Origin of the sequence: Belliella calami, assembly GCF_022549695.1 — a bacterium.
In the GTDB taxonomy this organism is placed as follows: domain Bacteria; phylum Bacteroidota; class Bacteroidia; order Cytophagales; family Cyclobacteriaceae; genus Belliella; species Belliella calami.
This window is the reverse complement of sequence record NZ_JAKZGS010000008.1, coordinates 96,428-115,774: the sequence shown is the minus strand read 5'-3', so window position 1 is coordinate 115,774 and position 19,347 is coordinate 96,428. Positions and strand designations below refer to the sequence as shown.

The following is a 19,347-nucleotide window of genomic DNA, read 5'->3' as shown; positions in this document are numbered from 1 at the left end:
TCTTTCTTTTCTAGTAAATGAATCCTGCTGGATTGTTATCCCAAAAAACCCTATCGGTAAATGCTCTTTGATTAGCATTGATATTTGTCACCATATAATCATTTGGATACAAATAAGATCTTGGGAATTGGCCGGCGTCCTGAAGTAAGCCTGGCTGCATACCATTTGGCTGCCCTGTTCTTCTGTATAGATTATAAGATTCAATACCATTTCCATACAAAGACAACCAGTATTCTCTTCCTATTATCCGCATTGGCGTTGAGGAACTTTCAAATTCGCTTTCTATGTAAGCCAAATACTCTTCAACTTTTTCGTCATACTCTTCTCTTGGATCAAACGCTTCTATTGTCCCTGCTTCATTTGACCCTTCAGCAAAATCTCTAACATAATTCAAATGCTTTGATATTCCGGAAAGCAACAATTCTTTAGCATTACCATTTGCATCACCTTCCTGAACGGCTTCTGCAAGCATAAAATCGACAAATGAAGACAAAAGGATTGGTTGAATCCCGGCTCCTTGATTACCCAAACTAGGGTTATTTACAGGAGTTCCAGAATCATTATCATATCTGCCTCCAGCTGGATAAAGCCCCCAAACGGTTCTTTCCAAGCCATCAGGCGGAATACCCTCATTGTTCAAGTGGTCTCTTCCCCAATATCCCCTACTTCCAGGCAAACAAAAAGGATATCCTCCTGCCAAATAATGTCCTGGGGCAATCTCTCCCAGACATCTTAGCTTATCGGGATCAGTAGGATTAGCTGTTACTTGTCTATATAAGTAATACCTAACCCTAGGATCATCAAATGGCTTAGGTCCTTCTTCGATCAAATTATACATATACCAAGTGGACTGATAGTCACCACCCCCAGCTGTATAAGTAGCAGCGAACCTTGGATGTCTCGAATCCGGGTCATTTAGACTTGTTCCATATCTGAAAACAAAATCTTCTCCTTCTCCAATAAAGTTATCAGCCCCAATCAAGGAATTGATAGCAATTCTGCTTCCAGAAGGGTCTATTAACCTTCTATTCAAGTAATATTTCAATTCCAAAGTGCTGATTAATTTAAGCCATTTCTCCTCATCATTACCATAAAAAAGGTCAACAGGCCGTACAATAGGTCTTTCACCACTAAAACTTTCCTTTGCCTGCTGTAATGAAACCATAGCTGCTTGGTAAACATCTTCACCTGAATCCACTCTAGGACTTCTTGTTGTCAGAGGATCCAAAGCTTCTGACCAAGGGACTTCACCAAAAACATCTGTCAAGGTCATCAATACATATGCTCGTAATGTCCTCGCAATGCCTAAATGATAATCATAATTAATATCACTATCCTGTGCTAACTGCTCAAGCAACTTGATGTCATTTAAGATATCCTGATAGGCTCTTGCCCAAATAGGATCGAACGTCACTGCTACATAAGCTGACTGATAGTTGTTTTGGTTTTGATTGATCATCCTAGTCAATCTCATGCCATGAAAACCAGTAGATTCAAAGAATCTTGCAAAATCTACTTGAACTCTTGTAGTGATAAAGGTAGGATTTGCTGTATTTATCGAAGGCACATTTGGATCTTCCAACAAATCAAGATCACATGAACTTACTATGATAAGCATCATTGCAAGCAAAAGGCTATATATTTTAATTTTCATAATCTTCAAATTTTGAGGTTTAGAATGTTAGGGTTATTGTACCACCAAATCTTCGGGAACTTGGTCCCGTTACAAAATCAAAACCAAGTCCATTACCCACACCAAGACCCAAAACATCAGGATCAAAATTCATGTTTGGAGGAAAATTCAAGGCTCTAAACCATAGGTTTGTCCCGCTTATTGCGACTGAAGCTCTTTTGAAAGGAGTTCTAGACACAAGTGTCTGCGGAACTTCATATCCAAGTGACAATTCTCTCAATCTGATTGTACTTCCATCAAATACATTTGGTTCCCTTGGGTCTCCATGGTAGTTGTTGAAGAAATAATTTGAAGCAGTCACCTGAATATCATTTGGTGTTCCATCTTGCTTTACCCCTGGAAGAATAAAAGTCATTTCTCTATCAGCTACTGGATCTTTTGTCACCCCCCTAGCAAGTGTAGCTGTCACAGTATTACTGTAGATATCCCCACCATGTCTATATTCCAACATGACATTCAAGCTAAACCCTTTGTATCTAAAAGTATTGATCCATGAACCAACCCAATCTGGGTTTGGATCACCAACGATAACTGGACCTGGAGTAGTGGCATAATCACCAGTTGGCAATACAATTGGCTGTCCAGACTGCTCATCCCTGAGCAAACCTGTCATCTTCATAACATTAAAGGGTTCGCCAGGTATGGCGAAATTTCCCAAATCATTAAATCCGGCAACCAATACTTCTTCTAAACCCTCTCCTAACTCCATGGTAATTGATCTATAAAGACCCCAGTTCACAGTAGATTCCCATGTAAAACCATTTGATGATTTTAACGGCGAGCCAGTTGCTTGAAACTCCACCCCTCTAGTCCTTATTCTACCGATATTCAAAGCTGTTCTACTAAAGCCAGATGCAGGGTCTATTGGAGCAAATGTAATTAGGTCATTTGTGTTTTTTTCATAAAGTGAGAGATCAAACCTCAACCTATTGTTAAACATTACAGCCTCTGTACCGAATTCAACTTCCTGAATCAACTCAGGTTTCAAGTCAGGATTACCCAAAAACACGCCACCACCAGCTACACCTCCTAATGATTGTGTAGGATAAATCGTGCCTCCTCTTTCGAATCCTCTCGCGTTTTGGTTTATTAATGTTCTTGTTCTGTATGGATCTGGAAAACCAGCTGATGTACCATATCCCAATCTTAGCTTCAAGTCATTCAAAGTAGAAGAGTTCATATTGAATGCTTCTGTTGGTATAAAAGACACTGATGCACCTGGATATAAAATTCTTCTGTTTTGAGGCTCAACGGTGGATGTCCAATCATTTCTAGCAGAAAGGTTCAAAAACAAATAATCATCATAATCTAGAGTTATTTGCGAGTAAATCCCCATTCTTCTTTGCTCCTCAGTCTCATTTAAAGGTAGTCCACTAAATGCATCTCGAGAAGAAGAAGCTTCAAAATTAGTATGTCTGAATAATCCAAAAGCCAATTGGCCCGAAGAAGCTATACCTGTCTGCTGATAGCTATCATATCTATAATTTCCTCCGACCAGGGCTGTTAAACTAAGTTTTTCAGACAGCTGCTCATTAAAACTTAACACTAAATCTTGATTCCAGATTGTGTTTCTAATATCCACAGACCTAAAATAACCATTTTGAACATTGACATTTGAACTTGGTCCGCCTTTATTCAATCTTTGCTCCTGTGTCTCAGTATAAGTATCCAAACCAAGTCTGTAAGTCAAAGCAAACTTATCTGAAAAATCATAATTCAATGAAGTAGAATTAAAGAACCTGTTTACCTTACTCACATTGGAATAATACTTAACCGCCCAAAGTGGATTAACGATGTCATTTCCTGACCTGAAGTACACAGAACTGTTATCTATAGGGTTTTCATAAGGTAAACCACCCAAATCTACAGACCTTGGAGTGTAAAGAACGTGTGCAAGTACAGAAGGAATTCCTCCGTCAGGCCCTGATCCAAATGCTGCATTGATAGGAGGTGCAGAAAGATCTGTAATTGCAAAAGTGAAATTCGATTTTGCTGTCAACTTATCTGATACCGCGGCGGTAATTCCCAAGCCAAAATTGAATTTCTCCATGTCATTGTTTGGGATGAAGCCTTGTTCATTGGTATATCCAAAACTCGCATTATAAGAAACAGTCTCAGCTCCTCCAGAAACTTGTAAGGAAGTATTATGGATATTACCTGTTCTAAAAAACACTTTGCTAGGGTCATCATAGGCTCTGTAATCATATCTTATCGGATTTCCATCAGGATCAAAAAATTGAGGAAAGGCATCCCTGATATTTGCTACAGAAGAGCTTGCTATTGGATGTGCTACAGTTCTCCCTTCATCCATTCTTGGCCCAAAGTTAGAAAAGAAGAATCCAGGCTCTTGTTGAAAACCATTCCCATACTCTTGTCCATAAGTCGGTAACGAAGCCGCCTGATTTGCAAAATAAGACTGGTTCAATGTAACTTCAGCAGCTTTTCTTTTTCCACCAGTTTTGGTAGTTATCAACATTACACCGTTTCTTCCTTGATCCCCATACAAAACCGTTGCAGAAAGCCCCTTCAAGACATTGACACTTTCAATGTTGTTTGGATCAATATCCAAAAATCTACTAGAAGTAGCAGCACCACCTTGATTAAAGGCGTTTTGTGCATTGGTTCCTGAGTTGAAGGGCACGCCATCTACTATGAACAAAGGCTGATTGGAACCTGTAGCAGAGGAATAACCCCTGATGACAATGTTCGTTCCTGCACCAGTTGTACCATTGGTAGCTGTAATATTTACACCAGCTACTTTTCCTTGAAGAACACGTGATACATCGGCCTCAGGTCGATTGGAGATCAGCTCTTCCCCAACAGAAGTCACTGCATATCCAAGTGCCTTTTTTTCTCTTTCAATACCGATAGCTGTCACAACAACTTCTGATAATTGTTCCGCATCAGTCATCAATGTAACATTTATGTTTGACTGATTACCAATGACTATCTCTTGAGTAGCCAAACCTACAAAGGAAAAAACCAGTACATTGCCCCCCTCCGGTACTGAAATAGAATAATTTCCATCCAAGTCAGTTGTAGTCCCAATGGTGGTACCTTTTACAAGAACAGTTGCTCCTGGCAAACCAAGACCATCTTCCTCCGAAATCACCTTTCCGGTGACTGTTTTTTGCTGAGCCATTACCTCGGAATTTATTCCAAAAGCAAAGACAGCAAACAATAAAAGTAACGCTTTTCTCATAAGGTATTAGTTTTGTTAATTAGTAAATATTGCTCTAATCAATCAAATCACAAAACCATACTCTTAAATAGGAATTTCTTGGTTTTTTAAAATTTTATAAATTTATAATCACATATTAAAAAATAATTAATAACCATTCGTTATTTAAAAATCAAAAAAGATTATTTTATTTTATGAAGTAAAACATACAAACACAGACACTTCATTTAGGTTATCCATATATTATTTGGAATAAAACAAAATATTAATATATTTTCAATCAGATAATTGGTTATTTTTTTGTTTCAATTGTTATTATTTTAAATCATGAAGTTATAAAATATATTTTCACTCACATATACGCATCTTTACCCTAAGTGGGTATGATTTTATTTTTCATAAAAAATTCACACAAAATTTAATGTTGAAATCTACTTTCATTCGAGAACTACTATAAGATAAAAACCAAAATTCTAGAATATACAAAAATCAAAGATGGGAAGCCCTTTTGGAGCTTACCAATCTTTTTTATACTGTTGTTTCGACCAAGAAACAACAACATAATGCAAGTTCTTAACAAATTATTGTTTGAGCATCAGATAATCCCACTACTCCTATCTCTTATTCTCAAAGAGCTATTTACTTTTATTGTTAAGCAGGAATGCGCGGATAGGTATTACAAGAAACTCAAAAAAGATGATCACTTTATCTGTATGTTTTATAACGTAATGACCAAGAACAGCAGTCTTAGAAAGGTATTCAAAAACATCGGCGTGATCATAACCAAGCTTATTCCCTTTGGGATGAAGCTACTACCTGCCAGAAGCCCCCTTTCTGATGCAAACCGTAAGCGCATCTATCGTCTTTTTGAGCAACTATACAAAGAATTGTATTCATACTACAAGACATCTTTGGTAGGAAATTGGCTCGATATCAGTGGAGAGGTAGACCCCAACCGTGTTGACGTTTTTGATTCCATATTAAAATAGGAAGGTGGGTTTCCAAAAAGCTTTTGAAACACTCTCCTAGACAACCAAAAAGGCTGATAGTTTCCTATCAGCCTTTCCAAAATCCTTAAATCTTATTTGAATCAATTGTACCCAGGGTTCTGATCACTTTCGCTTATCAGGTCATTGGCGATAATTTCTCCGATTGGAATTGGCCAAGCCCAAGCCCTATTATCTGGAGCAAGCGTACATGTCGTGAAGTTAGTACCACAATCTGACCTTACCAAGTTTCTTGTAGTCCTCTTTATATCGAAGAATCTGTGCCCTTCGACAAATAATTCTTTTCTTCGCTCAAGCTCGATCGCGTCAACAAGTGCCTCTCCAGCCAATACTGCAGGCACATAACCTTCAATTCTAGAAGCTCGAAGGGTATTCAAATCTGTCAAAGCATTCAATTCGTTGCCTGGAATATTGGTGTAAGCCTCTGCTCTTATTAGATACATCTCACTAACTCTTATAACTTTCCAGTTTACTATTCCATCATTCAAACTTCCTTTTCCAAGAAACTTGCTTACAACTGTCCTATTTCCTATAGTTCTAAAGTAGGCGTTGTATCTGATATCATTCTGCTGATCAAATTGACCAATCACTTCTTCTGAAGGCCTAAAAGAGGATCTATTTCCACTTGGGAAGTACACATTTGTAGCAGGAGTTCCTTCTCCTGAATTAAAGGGTAAGCTCCAAATCACCTCTGTACTACCAACATTCTCATCTCTCCAAATTGCAGCAAAACTAGTTCTTGAAACCAATGGAACTTGGTCGATTACATCAGTAGCTGCATCTGCAGCCTGCTGATACTGCCCTGAGTACAGATAAGCTCTTGCCATGATGGCATCTACTGTGATTTCGTCAATATTGGCTCTCAAAGTGAAGTTTCCAGAAGAATTGATAGCTCTATCAGTGTCAGAAAGCAATGTTTTTGCTTCAGCCAAATCAGCAAAAATGTTTTGCCAAGACTCAGCGACTGTTGGTCTAGCAATATTATCTTGATTGAATTCTGTCTTGTAAGGCACTCCCAAAGAAGTTGAATTTACTGAAAGATCATCACCAAAATACCTCAAAAGATCGAAATGAACATATGCTCTGATCGCCAAAGCTTGTCCTTTCACTCTATTATATTGACCAGGATTTTCTGAAGCAAATTCATCTATTCCCCTAAGTGTAATGTTGGCTTGAGCAATGATTCTATAAGCGGCCGTCCATAGACCTTCTATTGCTGTATTGTCTGCAGCATAATCAAAATTCACAAGCTGTCTAAAGTTGGCTAAAGACTCACCAGTTTCTGTAAGGTTGTCAGACATCATGTCTGGCATGGTCGAAAAACCACCCGCAGGACCAGATGCATTGCCATAATAAGCTGTAGATCTGAATTGTGCATAAGTACCTATCAGTGCAAATTCATAATCATCAAGATTGTTGAATCTTTGACTCCCATCAAGCACAAATTCAGGTTCGATGTCGATGACGCTGTTACAGGCTGCAAACATTGAAGCACCCGTAATAGCCATTCCAAATATTATATATTTCAATTTCATAAATTCCAATTATTTAAAACCCAACATTAACTCCCAAAGTAACTGTTCTTAGTGCCGGATACTGAGATCCGATAAGATTTCCGGAAAGCTCAGGGTCAAAACCTCTAAAATCCGTGAAAGTCAACAGGTTCTGACCTTGTACAAATACTCTAAGCGATGCTATCTTCAGTGACTCTGTCAAAGTGGATGGCAGAGAATAAGACAAGTTTACATTTCGAAGCCTTACAAAATTCCCTGATTCAACAAATCTACTTGTACCAGAGAAGAACGGATTGTCTGCAGATGGAATATTTGTAATTTGTCCAGGTGTCCTCCATTCATTGATCATCACTTTTGATAAGTTATCGAACAAATAAGCAGGGTTTTCGATATTATTTCTGTCGTTATTATAAAGATTATTACCAGATACGTAACTAAACAACGCATCAAATCTAAAGCCTTTGATTGTCAAAGAAGTACCAAACCCACCAAAAACAGGAGCGTCCGTTGTACCCAGCACAACTCTGTCTGCTGGATTATACACATTCGTCACTTCATTATTTGCATTAAGGTAAAGTGCATCACCATTTGCGGGATCTACTCCTGCAAATCTAACCAAATATAAGCTATTGATTGGCTCTCCTATCCTTGTGATAAAATCCCCATCTATAAACTCATTCTGATCTCCAACCAATGAAAGAACCTCGTTTTGGTTATATGTCAAATTTGCATTCAATTCCCATTTGAAATCTGGCTTGTCGATTACAGTACCGATGAAGGACACTTCGTAACCCCTATTTCTCATACTACCGATATTGGTGTTTTGTGAATTAAAGCCTGAAGTTCTTGAAAGCTGTCTATTTAGGAATAAGTCATCAGTCTGATTATTGTAATATTCGAAAATACCATTAATCCTGCCATTTGCCAATGCAAACTCCAGCCCAATGTTGAACATTTTTTGCTTTTCCCATCTCAAAGCTGGGTTTGGAAGTCCTGTTAAGCCGATACCACCAATACCATTGTAAATTGATCTTCCAAATAGCTCTCTTGAATCAAAGTTACCAATACCCTCTTGGTTACCTACAGTACCATAACTCGCCTTCAATTTCATTTCGTTGAAGAAATTGCCCTGTAAGCTTTGCATAAACTCCTCATCACTGATGATCCAGCTAGCACCAATAGAACCAAAAGTCGCATATTTATTGTCTGCACCGAATCGAGAAGAACCATCCCTTCTAATACCTGCATTCAGGAAGTATCTTCCTTTATAACCATAAGTACCATCAGCAAAGTAAGAAATCAATGCATTTTGACCGCCATTTCCTCTTACAACAGGGATATAGCCATTCAACGGGTTTCCTGGTGTGATACCTGCCTCATTGGAAAAGGGACCAACAAGACCAAAACCTGTGAAACCAAACTGAGTAGAGTCATTTTCGATTATTTCATTGTAAAGTGAAATACTGAACTCATTGTCTTCATTAATTTGCTTTCTGTAGGAAATTGATGTAGTACCTGTATATCTGAAATTTCTTGCTAACCCTCTTTCCAAACTACCATTATTTCCTTGAGCAATAGAGCCTCTGTAGGTTGATCTATCAAGAAATTGCTGAATCTCATTTTGGGTATAATCAATCCCCCAGTTTGTACGAACAGAAAGTCCTTCCAAGAAAGGTGCGTCATATTGAACAAAGCCAATAGCTACACCTTTTATTTGACTTCTCAAAGTCTGATTTTCTAGCAGTTCTTGAAGAGCGTTTGGTTGTCCCGAAACCAATTGTGTATATCCACCATCTTGTTGATAAGGTGTTTCATATGGGTTTGACCATCTGATTGCATTCAATGGCGACCCAATAAAAGAGTCACCTTCCAATGTATTGTTGAACTTAGAGTATCCTCCAGAAATATTCATCCCAAAAGTAAAATTGCTAACTTTTGTTTCTACATTCATCCTTGCGGTATATCTTCTCAAATCAGTGTTTGGAACGGTACCTGTCTGATCAAAAACAGATCCTGATAAGAAGAATGTGGTATTTTCACTTCCTCCAGCTGCTGAGATTTGATGGTTTTGGGTATAACCAGTCCTTAACAATACATCTTCCCAATTCGTATTGGTCTGTCTCAATTCCGCCAACTCTGCATCAGTCCAACCATATGGATTCCCATTTGCCAACTCGTAATCCAATTTTTCATCGGTGTTCATCACACCTTCAGGATGAGTTGGTGCTTGTGAAACTCCAAACTGAAAATCATAATTAACTCTTGTCTTTCCACTTTTACCTTTCTTTGTTGTAATTACGATAACACCATTTGCCCCTCTAGAACCATATATTGAAGTAGATGCTGCATCTTTCAATATTGAAAATGATTCAAAATCATTTGGGTTCAGTGTAGCAAAATCTGCTGCAGAAATCTGGATACCATCCAAGATATACAAGGGGTTATTGGAGCCATTGATGGTTCCTCTACCTCTGATCGTTACATTTGCGGCAGCTCCTGGTTGACCGGAATTCGCCTGAATCAAAACACCTGGTGCACGACCTTGTAGGGCTTGATCAAAAGATGCAATTGGAACTTCTCTAATCTGCTCTCCTGACACGACATTGATAGAACCAGATATCTCTCTGGCATTCTGCGTCTTGTACCCAGTCACTACCACCTCACCTAGGATTTTGTCATCCATTTCCAATGTGACATTTACAATATTATTGTTCCCTAGCGCTCTTTCAATTGTAGTAAAACCTACAAAAGAAAAAACCAAAACTTCATTTGCAGAAGCTTGAATTGAATATTGTCCATCTATATCAGATATCGCTCCCCGTGATGTTCCTTTCACACGGACATTGACTCCCGGGAGCGGCAAATTGTCATCAGCTGACAAGATTGTCCCTGTAACTTGTTGCTGTTGCGCTATAACATTCCCATTAAAAGTGAATGCAAAAAGCGTAAAAACAATGAGTAAAACTTTTTTCATAAATAATTAATTTTTGATTTTGTTCGTAATTTATGTTAAAAAATGCTAACTACAATATAATTCATGTTTTAAAAACTGAGATGTAAATTGTATGTAACTTTAAATTATAGAAAAAAAGTAATTTTAAATATAAATAGTTAAAAAAACACCTAATTGAAATCATAACAAAACACTATATTCTGTTAAGAAAAATAAAAAAATCCATAGAAATGATTCTATGGATTCTATAAATCAAAAGAAAGTTAGCTTAGAATGTAAATCTAATCGACAAAGCCACTTCATCTCCCCAAAAGCCGGTATGACCAACGATATTAAATGCAGGTTTATAATCCAATGACAAATTGATCGGGGCTCCATCAAACTTGTAATCAAGCCCTATAATACCTAGTATACCCAGAACTGTATTTGACTCTCCCCAAAGGTTATTGTTGCTAGTAGAATTCCTAGTCCCTAGCTGCGCTCCACCACCATAAAACCATTGTAAGCCTTTTGCTTCCCTAATATCATTGTGGACTTCATAAAGTCCAGCAATCAACAAGCCGTTTCTCCTTGTATAAAGAATACCTTCCAAGGCAGCCTTATCACTGATAAAGTGCTTTACTGTAAGTCCATTCCCTACACCAGCTCTCAAACCTATGCCAGTGTTATAGCCTTGAGCTAAGGTTTCATTTCCGATTGCCATGAAGGCAAATAGCACCAAAGTGTAAAGTATCTTTTTCATTTTTAATAATTTTAATTGTTTTAGTAAATAAAATAGTCAGAATAAAAACACCTCTCTAGGCGTGATACAAATATCCAAGGGAATATCGTGCCATTCTGTTGGAATCAGGTCTTCTGGAGGAAAAAAACTTACTCCAATTTTCAAAACTTCTGAGTTCAAACCCTTTAAAAATCGATCATAATAGCCTTTCCCATATCCAAGACGATTGCCATTTTTGTCATAAGCCAATAAGGGAATCAAAACTGCTTGAATATTCTCTTCTGAAACTTTTTCCCTAATTAGAGGAACAGGAATAGCATATCTATCAATTTCAAACTTACTTGAATCTCGCAATATTACTGTTTCCATCAATTCCGTAGAGCTGTTGAGTACTGATGTATATAGTATATAACCACTTTTATCCAACTTTTCAAGAAACGGAAAAGTATTGACTTCTTTCAGGTGCTTAATGGGGAGAAAGATATGAATGTGTTGGATTTCTTCCCGACTATTTAGATAATGGATGAAATTTTCCCCAATCTTAAAAGAAAGCAATTCCAATTCATCTTCTGAAAGCTGTTGCCTCTTGGATTTATGAAGTTTTCTGATTTCCTCTTTTGTCATCTTTGGGCTTTAAGATCATAAATGAAAAATCCAATGGATCAAATGCCTCTATCAGCATCTCAATAAAGCTTTCATCTTCAAGGTAAAATTTCATGAAATTTTCCACGCGCTCTTGTGGACTCCCTCCAGGCAAGATAAAATCCCTGATCGTGTCCATTCTCTTGATTTGGATTTCAAGCCTTTTTTCCTCAGCTTTTCTAACTTTCCCCGAAAGGTGATCCATGATTTTCGAAATCCTGACTTTGGCAGACGCATAAGCACTTTCTAATGTATCATCAACTTCTTTGGCTTTCAAAGCCGATCTGTCTATTACTTCTTCAAGCTTCTCCTTTTCTTGATTTAAGAAAATATCCAAACTGGAATGCTTCGCTACAAACTCTTTCTTCCATGCGATGTAATCCACAAAAAGCTCTGAATCTTTCAATTCCAATTGATCTTGCTTTTGGGCTGTCAAACTATCCAGAATCAAGGCGAAATTTCTAGGCATCACCGCTGGAAACTGAACCCCAAAATAATCAAAGACTCCTTTGAGTTGCAGCCAATACACCACTTCTGCAGGACCACCGATATATGCAATATTTGGCAATATCATCTCTTGATACAACGGCCTCAACACCACATTGGGACTAAAACGCTCTGGATTTGACTGAATCAAAGCTTTGATTTCCGATGTTTCGAACTTCAGCTCAGACTCTAAAACATGGTAAAAGTCTCCAGATTTTTCGATTCTTTCCCTAAGACCATTTTCCATATAGAAAAAATTAATCTCACGGGGAAAAATCTGACTTTTGTAACCTAATGCTTCCAACTTATCAGTCTGCTCTTGAGCTTTTTTATTTGGAATATTGTCAAGTATATCCTTTTCAATCACTGGAATAAAAATCTTCTTGAACGCAGGATCATTCGCATCCACTACGACTAAGCCCTTTTCTCCAAACAAATGATGAACATATTTCCTTACAGCCTCAGAAAGTGTCTTGGATTTGGAATAAGCCTCCACAAAAAATTCTGGCGCAAACTCAACTGATTTCAGGAATTCTTTAAAAGAATCATCCAAGAAAAAATCACCAACCGCTCCTTCTTGATTTGTATTCCATTGGTATTTTTTTCCTTCAAGCTTAAAGTAATTGATCTCTTCAAAATCATGATCCTCAGTTGCCATCCAGTACACAGGCACAAAGTTGTTTTCAGGATATTGTTTTGCCAGTTTTTTGGCCAAATTGATCGTAGAGACGATTTTATAGATAAAATAAAGTGGGCCAGTGAATAAATTCAACTGATGACCGGTGGTAACTGTAAAGGTATTTTTCTCTCCCAAGAGCTTAAGTTGTTGCTCAAAATCTTCGCTAAGAGAAAAATCAGCGTATTGTTTTTGAAGTGTAGTGACCAAAACATCCCTGTTTTCTTGGGGGATTTTTTTTTCTTCAATGAGCCTTCCAAAATTTTCCAATCTTGGGAAATGACTGTAAAATTCAGCCAGAGCTGGTTTTTCGTCAAGGTAATCTAAAAATAACTGAGAAAATTGGCCTGTACAGGCGGGGTCCACTTTTGACTTGATCATGGAAATATCGGGTTCAATAAGATGATTACGGATACAAGATCAATAAACTTGTTAACAAAGTATAAAGTTCGCATTTTTTTTTCTATTACAAGAACGGCGCAATGATGTTGTAGAAAAGGGAGTTTGTAAATAGTGTTTAATTCTGAAAAGAATGGCAGCACATTCAGCAATTTAAATTAAAGATTAGAATTTAGATATTTAGGGTTTCGGAATTTAATTGATATCGATAGTAAACAATTCTAAGTTCTTCCTAAAAAATACCATTGCGACATCTTCCTCAACACCAAGGAACAGGCACCATTAGTAAAAGTAACAAGGCAGCGTAAGTCTAACCTCTAACTCAATTGGTCCACTTACAAACTAATTCACTATCTAAAGACTCTCCGTCCAATTTTTGATGATTTCTAAGCCAAATTCCGTGAGGTGTGCTTCTGGATGATATTGAATCCCTATGATTGGTAATTCTCTATGGCTCAATGCCATTATTTCACCTTGGAAAGTTGCGAGGAGAATTTGAAAACTTGGTGGAAGATCTTCCAAAACCAAAGAATGGTATCTCGTGACATCAAACTCATCAGGCAAATTATTCAAAACCGAATGGTTGGCTACCTTTTTCACTTTATGAACTTTGCCATGAACCGGGAATTTGCCTTTTACTAGCTTTGCTCCAAAAAACTGTCCTATCGCTTGATGCCCCAAACAAACACCCAAAACTGGCAGCTTATCATGGTAGTATTCCAAAATTCCCATCAAATTTCCTGCACGGGAAGGAGTTTCAGGCCCAGGGGAAAGGATTACTCCTTCAAAAACCTCAGACTTCAAGCTTTCGATATCCACATCATTTCTGACGATTTTCAATTCTTTGCCTGTTTGACGAAGATAGTCAGCCAAAATATGTGAAAAAGAATCGAAGTTATCAATCAATAGCAGCATCCCTAGCGGTATTTACCAGTGTCTGAATCGATTCTACTGCTTGGTTGATGATAGGCGTATAAGCGTCCACCAAATTGATCATAAATGGAGCTATTGGTTGCAAATAGGGATACATGCTTGATTCATTGATCATCGTCTGTGAAACTTCAAACTCAAAGGAATTGGCAACCCAAAGTAAAAGGCTCAAAAGAAATCCCGTCTTCAAAATTCCCAAAACAGATCCTGCCACATTATCCATAGACCCCAAAATTGTAAGATCCATTGTTTTTTTCACTAAAAACGCCAAACTCCTGATTCCAATAATAACAATCAAAAAAATTATCAAGAATGAAACGAAAGGCAACATAAAAGTCAAATTCTCAACTCTGCTCGCCAATATCTCAGCACCCCAATCCATCAGGTGAAATGCCATAACGATGGCTACAAAAAAAGCCACTATAGATATCACACCGATAAACAATCCCTGCCTGTACCCACTGTAGGCACCTATGGCTAAGATTATAAAAATGATAACATCTAAAGTGGCCAAATTATTTAAGCTAATAATGATTTGACTTTCATAGAAATAGCCTTACCGTCAGCTTTTCCTGCCAAAGCCTTGGAAGCCAATCCCATTACTTTTCCCATGTCTTTCGGACCTTCGGCACCAGCTTCTGCTATTAATTTTTTGAGCTCAACCTCAAGTTCCTCTTCTGTGAGTTGCTTTGGAAGAAACTCAGAGATGATTTCCAATTCGGCCAATTCTACTGCCAAAAGGTCTTCTCTTCCTTGCTCTTTGTAAATATCGGCCGAATCCCTACGCTGCTTTGCTGCTTTGGTCAACAACTTCATTTCGTCGTCTTCAGAGAGGCTCTCTGCTGCCCCACCTTTGGTTTCTTCTAACATGATCAAGGATTTGATCGCCCTCAAAGCGCGTAATCTGTCCTTGTCTTTAGCCAACATGGCTTTTTTTATTTCACTTTCTACACTTAGCTTTAAACTCATTCCCTTGTTGTTTGTGTTATACGTGTAAATTTGTCACAAAATTATCTTTTAATTTAGGAAAATGACCAAGTTAAGCGTAAATATTAATAAAATCGCCACTTTGAGAAATGCAAGAGGGGCAAATAATCCGAATGTGGTTCAAGTTGCCCTCGATGCAGAAAGATTTGGAGCACAAGGGATAACAGTCCATCCTAGACCCGATGAAAGGCATATTCGGTATCAAGATGTCTTGGATCTAAGCGAAGTGGTCACCACTGAGTTCAATATTGAAGGTTATCCTGATAACCGATTTATGGAACTGATCAAAATGGTAAAACCTGCCCAAGCGACTTTGGTTCCTGATCCACCTAACGCTATCACTTCCAATTCTGGTTGGGATACAATCACTCATCTTGAGTATTTAAAAGACATTGTAGCAGAGCTTCATGCTTCAGGCACTAGGGTTTCCATTTTTATCAATCCAGAAAGTAAATTTTTCGAACCTGCAAAAGAAACAGGTACTGATCGGGTAGAATTATATACAGAACCCTTTGCTGTAAATTTCTCTAAGGACAAACATGCCGCAGTAAAACCGTATATTGAGGTATCCGAACTTGCCCGCCAACTTGGACTAGGTCTGAATGCAGGACACGATTTGGATTTGCACAACCTGAAGTTTCTGAAAGAAAGCATTCCTTACCTTGACGAAGTCTCTATTGGACATGCTTTGGTTTGTGATGCTTTGTATTATGGCTTGGAAAATACCATTCAAATGTATAGAAGGCAATTGGAGGTTTAAATGATATCAGTAGCTATTTGGTATTGGGACATTATAAAAGTTGATTAAAAAAAATTACCTTTTAGCCTAAAAATCTTTAAGAAAAAAACATAAAATTTATATGAAACTCAATTTTAAAAAAAGTGGTTCGGGAGAGCCTTTGATTATACTACATGGACTTTTTGGTTCAGCTGATAACTGGTTTAGCATTGCCAAAGAGTTGGAAAAATACTATACGCTCTACCTTGTAGATCAGCGAAACCACGGCGAATCTCCTCATAGCGATGAATGGAATTACAAAGTCATGGCTAAAGACCTAAACGAGCTGATGGAAAATGAAAAAATCGAATCGGCCAACTTGATGGGGCATTCCATGGGAGGGAAGACCGTGATGAACTTTGCGCTTCAATATCCAGAAAAAGTCAAAAAATTGATCGTGGCAGATATTGCCCCTCGGCACTACCCGGTTCACCATCAGAGTATTTTGGAGGGATTGACATCAGTGAAACTGCAAGAAATCAAATCTAGGAAAGAAGCAGATGATCAACTTGCAAAGCATATATCAGAGGCCGGCATCAGACAGTTTTTGCTGAAGAGTCTTGGGAGAGATAAGGATGGCAATTTTATTTGGAAAATAAACCTTCCGGTAATCAATGATCAAATTGAGAATGTAGGTGAGGCTTTGGATTATGACGCCAATTTTGAAAATCCCACATTATTTATGGGAGGTGCTAATTCTAAATACATCCAAGAGAAAGACAAGGAGGACATTGACAAGTATTTCCCTAACAACCATTTGATCTACATCAAAAATGCTGGACACTGGCTCCATGCAGAGCAACCTCAGGCTGTGGTAGAAACGGTCAAAGCTTTCCTGAAATAATCCAAAGAGTATTTGATCAAAAGAAGCGCATATTTACTTTGAGTTTTAAAAACTAAACCTGGTTGTTTACAGAAAGAGACAAAGTTCCTTTTGTAAGACAGCTGGATATTTTAAACATTTAATTTGTCTTAATCTTTTCAAAAAAGACATCTCACTGTTTTTTGTATAACCTTATCTTTTAATATATGTCTAAATTTACACTATTGATGTTATTATTCATGTTCTTAATTTTTGATTTAGCAAAAGCTCAAAATGAAAAATTGAACATGTCACTTGCTGAAGGAGTTTTGATCGTTGGTTATGTTGATGAAGGGGCTTATCTTAATTTCACTGGCCCAAATGTCAGTTATGAAATAAATCAATCAAGATTGGCATTGGGAATGTTGCCATCTCTCAGGTTCAAAAAAGACACTTCAACACCAAGAAATTCTTTTGTGACGCCAAACTTAGGAGTAGGTTTGACCTATTCATACAAAAATCTAGCAATGCAAATCCCATTCTATTACAATTCAAAAACCAGTACCCAAAATGGCAAATGGAATATTGGCTTCGGAATAGGTTTGAAATTAGATAAATAATCAATCGTCAAAATGGTGCATTTATAGAGACATCACTAAATTCACGTCAAAAGAAAATTATGAATATCAATCTAAGCAATCAAAGAATTCTTGTAACAGGAGCTTCCAGAGGTATTGGAAGAGCTATTGCAGAGCAACTGTCAGCCTCGGGAGCAGAAGTGTTGATCCATTTCAACAAAAACCTTGAGGAGGCAAAATCTCTACAGGTTAGTTTGGCGAACACATCACACCTTGTACCCTGCGACCTTTCAGACCTAAATTCAGTCAAAGGCTGGGTTCCTGATTTGATAAAAGCTTATGGACCAATAGACGCTATAGTCAACAATGCAGGCATAGCCATTTCTATAGCTGATGATAAAGAAATCGATGAATGGACGAATGCTTGGCTTAAAACTATGGATGTAAACATCAATGCACTTGCAATCATCAGCAAGGAGTTTTTAGAACACGCCCGACGAAGAAAAAATGGCAGGTTAATAAACATTTCTTCTCGTGCAGCTTTTAGAGGTGACACACCCGATTACTTGGCTTATGCAGCTTCGAAGGCGGCAATCGTCAGCTACACAAAATCCATCGCAAGGTATTATGGTAAAGAAGGAATCAAAGCCTTTGTGATCGCTCCAGGGTTTACAAGAACAGATATGGCTCAGGACTTTATGGATCAATATGGAGAATCATATGCGCTCGATGACATCGCCCTTACAGAGCTTACAGAACCAAAAGATATCGCACCTATGGTCACTTTGCTTTGCTCCGGCTTAGCAGACCACGCCACAGGCTGCACCATTGACATCAATGCAGCCTCTTATGTACACTGACAGAAAATTTCGGGAAAACACACGAATACCTTAACTATACTTCGCCTCAGTGGTTAATTAGTCTAGAAGCAATCCATTGATATGTCCAAAAGTGATTCTCTTTCTCCAGAAATGATCAAAATCCTGAAAATTTTCGGATTGGGATCTATTCTGTTCGTATTGATTCTTTCATTTTTCAATGAAAAGAGAGCAAATAACTCTGGTAAAGAAGATTCCATTCTAAGTATTACGGATGCAGAAAGAATATATTTTAAGAATGTCAGGGGATTATATTATGATATCGAAGGTAGGGAAGATGCAAAAATGACTGTTTACAGATATGGAAAAAGGCTAACCGAAGCTGCTTCTCCGCTGATTAACCTAGCTATCCTTATCAACCGGGTCAAAGACGAAGCCTACATATACGTAGAGCCATCTTGGGATACAAGTCATTTTAAATTGAGAGTCACCCATGAAAAAGTAGTAAACACTTTTGATTTTGAAAGTGGTGATAAGCTTACACATTTTGAGTTTGTAAACAAAATCTATCCATTTTTGAATGAAAATGTATATTTTGAAGTCTTGAAAGACGACAAATGGATTCCTATTCTTGAAAACGAAAAAGAAATAGATGCACTAAAAATCCCCATATCGGACTTCTACAGATTAATCAACAACCCAAAATAATCAATGGATCTTAAAAAAACCGATAATTTATGGAGGTTTTTGGTTATCAAAAACAACCTGAAATTAGAACAACAAGTCTCCCAAAATGTAAGCTATCGCATTCAAAAAGGAGAACAAGCACTGACGCATACATTCAATCCTAAATTAGTGCTAAATTCTTCCTTGTCTATTCGAGACAAAGGTTATCAAGAAAACCTCCTCCACAAACATCACCAAACAGCAAAAAAAAGATTTGGGATCAATCAAAAGGTTATTTCACCAGTCTCTTCAAATGTGTTTTTTCCCAGGGAACTCCTCAAGCTAAGTTTGAAATATGACCTAGAAATACTACAAGATCGACTTGGACATTACAATGTCACTATCAGCCCCTTCTATCCAAAAAACATTTACGACATCCTCAATACCGTCAACTTGATAAGTAGAACACTTTGGGTGAAAAACTTTTTTGCTGAGGGGATTAGGAATTGAGGGGAT

At 37.7% G+C, this 19,347-nt stretch carries 17 protein-coding genes; 7 read left to right on the top strand and 10 right to left on the bottom strand.

What is annotated here, in order from left to right; genetic code table 11:
- Nucleotides 1-10: 10 nt before the first annotated feature.
- A complete protein-coding gene (locus MM236_RS11280) occupies nt 11-1,654 on the bottom strand; it encodes a SusD/RagB family nutrient-binding outer membrane lipoprotein (RefSeq protein WP_241275089.1) in 1,644 nt (547 codons plus the stop codon).
- A 19-nt stretch (nt 1,655-1,673) separates the two neighbouring features.
- Nucleotides 1,674-4,895: a SusC/RagA family TonB-linked outer membrane protein gene (locus tag MM236_RS11275; RefSeq protein WP_241275088.1), complete on the bottom strand. Its 3,222-nt coding sequence runs from the start codon at nt 4,893-4,895 to the stop codon at nt 1,674-1,676.
- Between the two features lie 542 nt (nt 4,896-5,437).
- Here MM236_RS11275 and MM236_RS11270 point away from each other — a divergent pair.
- Nucleotides 5,438-5,863 carry a DUF4372 domain-containing protein gene (locus tag MM236_RS11270; RefSeq protein ID WP_241275087.1) on the top strand — a complete coding sequence of 142 codons (426 nt, stop codon included), beginning with the start codon at nt 5,438-5,440 and terminating at the stop codon, nt 5,861-5,863.
- A gap of 101 nt (nt 5,864-5,964) precedes the next feature.
- On the opposite strand, the gene MM236_RS11265 is transcribed toward MM236_RS11270, so the two are convergent.
- From MM236_RS11265 to MM236_RS11230, 8 genes are all read right to left on the bottom strand, one after another.
- Entirely contained in the window at nt 5,965-7,416 is a 1,452-nt protein-coding gene (locus MM236_RS11265; protein WP_241275086.1) for a RagB/SusD family nutrient uptake outer membrane protein, read from the bottom strand.
- Between the two features lie 13 nt (nt 7,417-7,429).
- Entirely contained in the window at nt 7,430-10,369 is a 2,940-nt protein-coding gene (locus tag MM236_RS11260; protein ID WP_241275085.1) for a SusC/RagA family TonB-linked outer membrane protein, read from the bottom strand.
- Nucleotides 10,370-10,616: 247 nt separating this feature from the next.
- The gene (locus tag MM236_RS11255) at nt 10,617-11,090 is read right to left on the bottom strand and encodes a hypothetical protein (RefSeq protein ID WP_241275084.1); all 474 of its coding nucleotides are present in this window, start codon (nt 11,088-11,090) and stop codon (nt 10,617-10,619) included.
- A 36-nt stretch (nt 11,091-11,126) separates the two neighbouring features.
- Entirely contained in the window at nt 11,127-11,693 is a 567-nt protein-coding gene (locus MM236_RS11250; protein WP_241275083.1) for a 5-formyltetrahydrofolate cyclo-ligase, read from the bottom strand.
- On the bottom strand, nt 11,662-13,254 hold the full coding sequence (gene bshC, locus MM236_RS11245; RefSeq protein ID WP_241275082.1) for a bacillithiol biosynthesis cysteine-adding enzyme BshC: 1,593 nt from the start codon (nt 13,252-13,254) through the stop codon (nt 11,662-11,664). Before bshC ends, MM236_RS11250 begins: the two co-directional genes overlap by 32 nt.
- Nucleotides 13,255-13,626: 372 nt before the next feature.
- Nucleotides 13,627-14,187 carry an anthranilate synthase component II gene (locus MM236_RS11240; protein ID WP_241275081.1) on the bottom strand — a complete coding sequence of 187 codons (561 nt, stop codon included), beginning with the start codon at nt 14,185-14,187 and terminating at the stop codon, nt 13,627-13,629.
- Nucleotides 14,171-14,716: a CvpA family protein gene (locus MM236_RS11235; protein ID WP_241275080.1), complete on the bottom strand. Its 546-nt coding sequence runs from the start codon at nt 14,714-14,716 to the stop codon at nt 14,171-14,173. The genes MM236_RS11240 and MM236_RS11235 overlap by 17 nt, the downstream gene beginning before the upstream one ends.
- A 5-nt stretch (nt 14,717-14,721) precedes the next feature.
- Nucleotides 14,722-15,171: a GatB/YqeY domain-containing protein gene (locus tag MM236_RS11230; protein ID WP_241275079.1), complete on the bottom strand. Its 450-nt coding sequence runs from the start codon at nt 15,169-15,171 to the stop codon at nt 14,722-14,724.
- Nucleotides 15,172-15,232: 61 nt separating this feature from the next.
- Between MM236_RS11230 and MM236_RS11225 the strand changes: the two genes are divergently transcribed.
- The 6 genes from MM236_RS11225 to MM236_RS11200 all read left to right on the top strand — a co-directional run bounded on the left by MM236_RS11225 (nt 15,233) and on the right by MM236_RS11200 (nt 19,341).
- Nucleotides 15,233-15,949, top strand: a complete 717-nt coding sequence (locus MM236_RS11225) for a pyridoxine 5'-phosphate synthase (protein WP_241275078.1) — start codon at nt 15,233-15,235, stop codon at nt 15,947-15,949.
- 100 nt (nt 15,950-16,049) lie between these two features.
- A complete protein-coding gene (locus MM236_RS11220; protein ID WP_241275077.1) occupies nt 16,050-16,811 on the top strand; it encodes an alpha/beta fold hydrolase in 762 nt (253 codons plus the stop codon).
- 185 nt (nt 16,812-16,996) lie between these two features.
- Complete coding sequence (locus MM236_RS11215) at nt 16,997-17,389, top strand: hypothetical protein (protein WP_241275076.1); 393 nt, start codon at nt 16,997-16,999, stop codon at nt 17,387-17,389.
- Nucleotides 17,390-17,448: 59 nt separating this feature from the next.
- Entirely contained in the window at nt 17,449-18,207 is a 759-nt protein-coding gene (locus MM236_RS11210) for an SDR family NAD(P)-dependent oxidoreductase (protein WP_241275075.1), read from the top strand.
- Between the two features lie 81 nt (nt 18,208-18,288).
- Entirely contained in the window at nt 18,289-18,873 is a 585-nt protein-coding gene (locus tag MM236_RS11205) for a hypothetical protein (RefSeq protein WP_241275074.1), read from the top strand.
- 3 nt (nt 18,874-18,876) lie between these two features.
- Nucleotides 18,877-19,341, top strand: coding sequence for a hypothetical protein (locus tag MM236_RS11200; RefSeq protein ID WP_241275073.1), 465 nt, complete (start codon nt 18,877-18,879; stop codon nt 19,339-19,341).
- Nucleotides 19,342-19,347: the final 6 nt, after the last annotated feature.

Coding starts and splice junctions, on each gene's coding strand:
- MM236_RS11280 (WP_241275089.1), bottom strand. CDS start 1,654: ATGAAAATTAAAATATATAGCCTTTTGCTTGCAATGATGCTTATCATA.
- MM236_RS11275 (WP_241275088.1), bottom strand. CDS start 4,895: ATGAGAAAAGCGTTACTTTTATTGTTTGCTGTCTTTGCTTTTGGAATA.
- MM236_RS11270 (WP_241275087.1), top strand. CDS start 5,438: ATGCAAGTTCTTAACAAATTATTGTTTGAGCATCAGATAATCCCACTA.
- MM236_RS11265 (WP_241275086.1), bottom strand. CDS start 7,416: ATGAAATTGAAATATATAATATTTGGAATGGCTATTACGGGTGCTTCA.
- MM236_RS11260 (WP_241275085.1), bottom strand. CDS start 10,369: ATGAAAAAAGTTTTACTCATTGTTTTTACGCTTTTTGCATTCACTTTT.
- MM236_RS11255 (WP_241275084.1), bottom strand. CDS start 11,090: ATGAAAAAGATACTTTACACTTTGGTGCTATTTGCCTTCATGGCAATC.
- MM236_RS11250 (WP_241275083.1), bottom strand. CDS start 11,693: ATGACAAAAGAGGAAATCAGAAAACTTCATAAATCCAAGAGGCAACAG.
- bshC (WP_241275082.1), bottom strand. CDS start 13,254: ATGATCAAGTCAAAAGTGGACCCCGCCTGTACAGGCCAATTTTCTCAG.
- MM236_RS11240 (WP_241275081.1), bottom strand. CDS start 14,187: ATGCTGCTATTGATTGATAACTTCGATTCTTTTTCACATATTTTGGCT.
- MM236_RS11230 (WP_241275079.1), bottom strand. CDS start 15,171: ATGAGTTTAAAGCTAAGTGTAGAAAGTGAAATAAAAAAAGCCATGTTG.
- MM236_RS11225 (WP_241275078.1), top strand. CDS start 15,233: ATGACCAAGTTAAGCGTAAATATTAATAAAATCGCCACTTTGAGAAAT.
- MM236_RS11220 (WP_241275077.1), top strand. CDS start 16,050: ATGAAACTCAATTTTAAAAAAAGTGGTTCGGGAGAGCCTTTGATTATA.
- MM236_RS11215 (WP_241275076.1), top strand. CDS start 16,997: ATGTCTAAATTTACACTATTGATGTTATTATTCATGTTCTTAATTTTT.
- MM236_RS11210 (WP_241275075.1), top strand. CDS start 17,449: ATGAATATCAATCTAAGCAATCAAAGAATTCTTGTAACAGGAGCTTCC.
- MM236_RS11205 (WP_241275074.1), top strand. CDS start 18,289: ATGTCCAAAAGTGATTCTCTTTCTCCAGAAATGATCAAAATCCTGAAA.
- MM236_RS11200 (WP_241275073.1), top strand. CDS start 18,877: ATGGATCTTAAAAAAACCGATAATTTATGGAGGTTTTTGGTTATCAAA.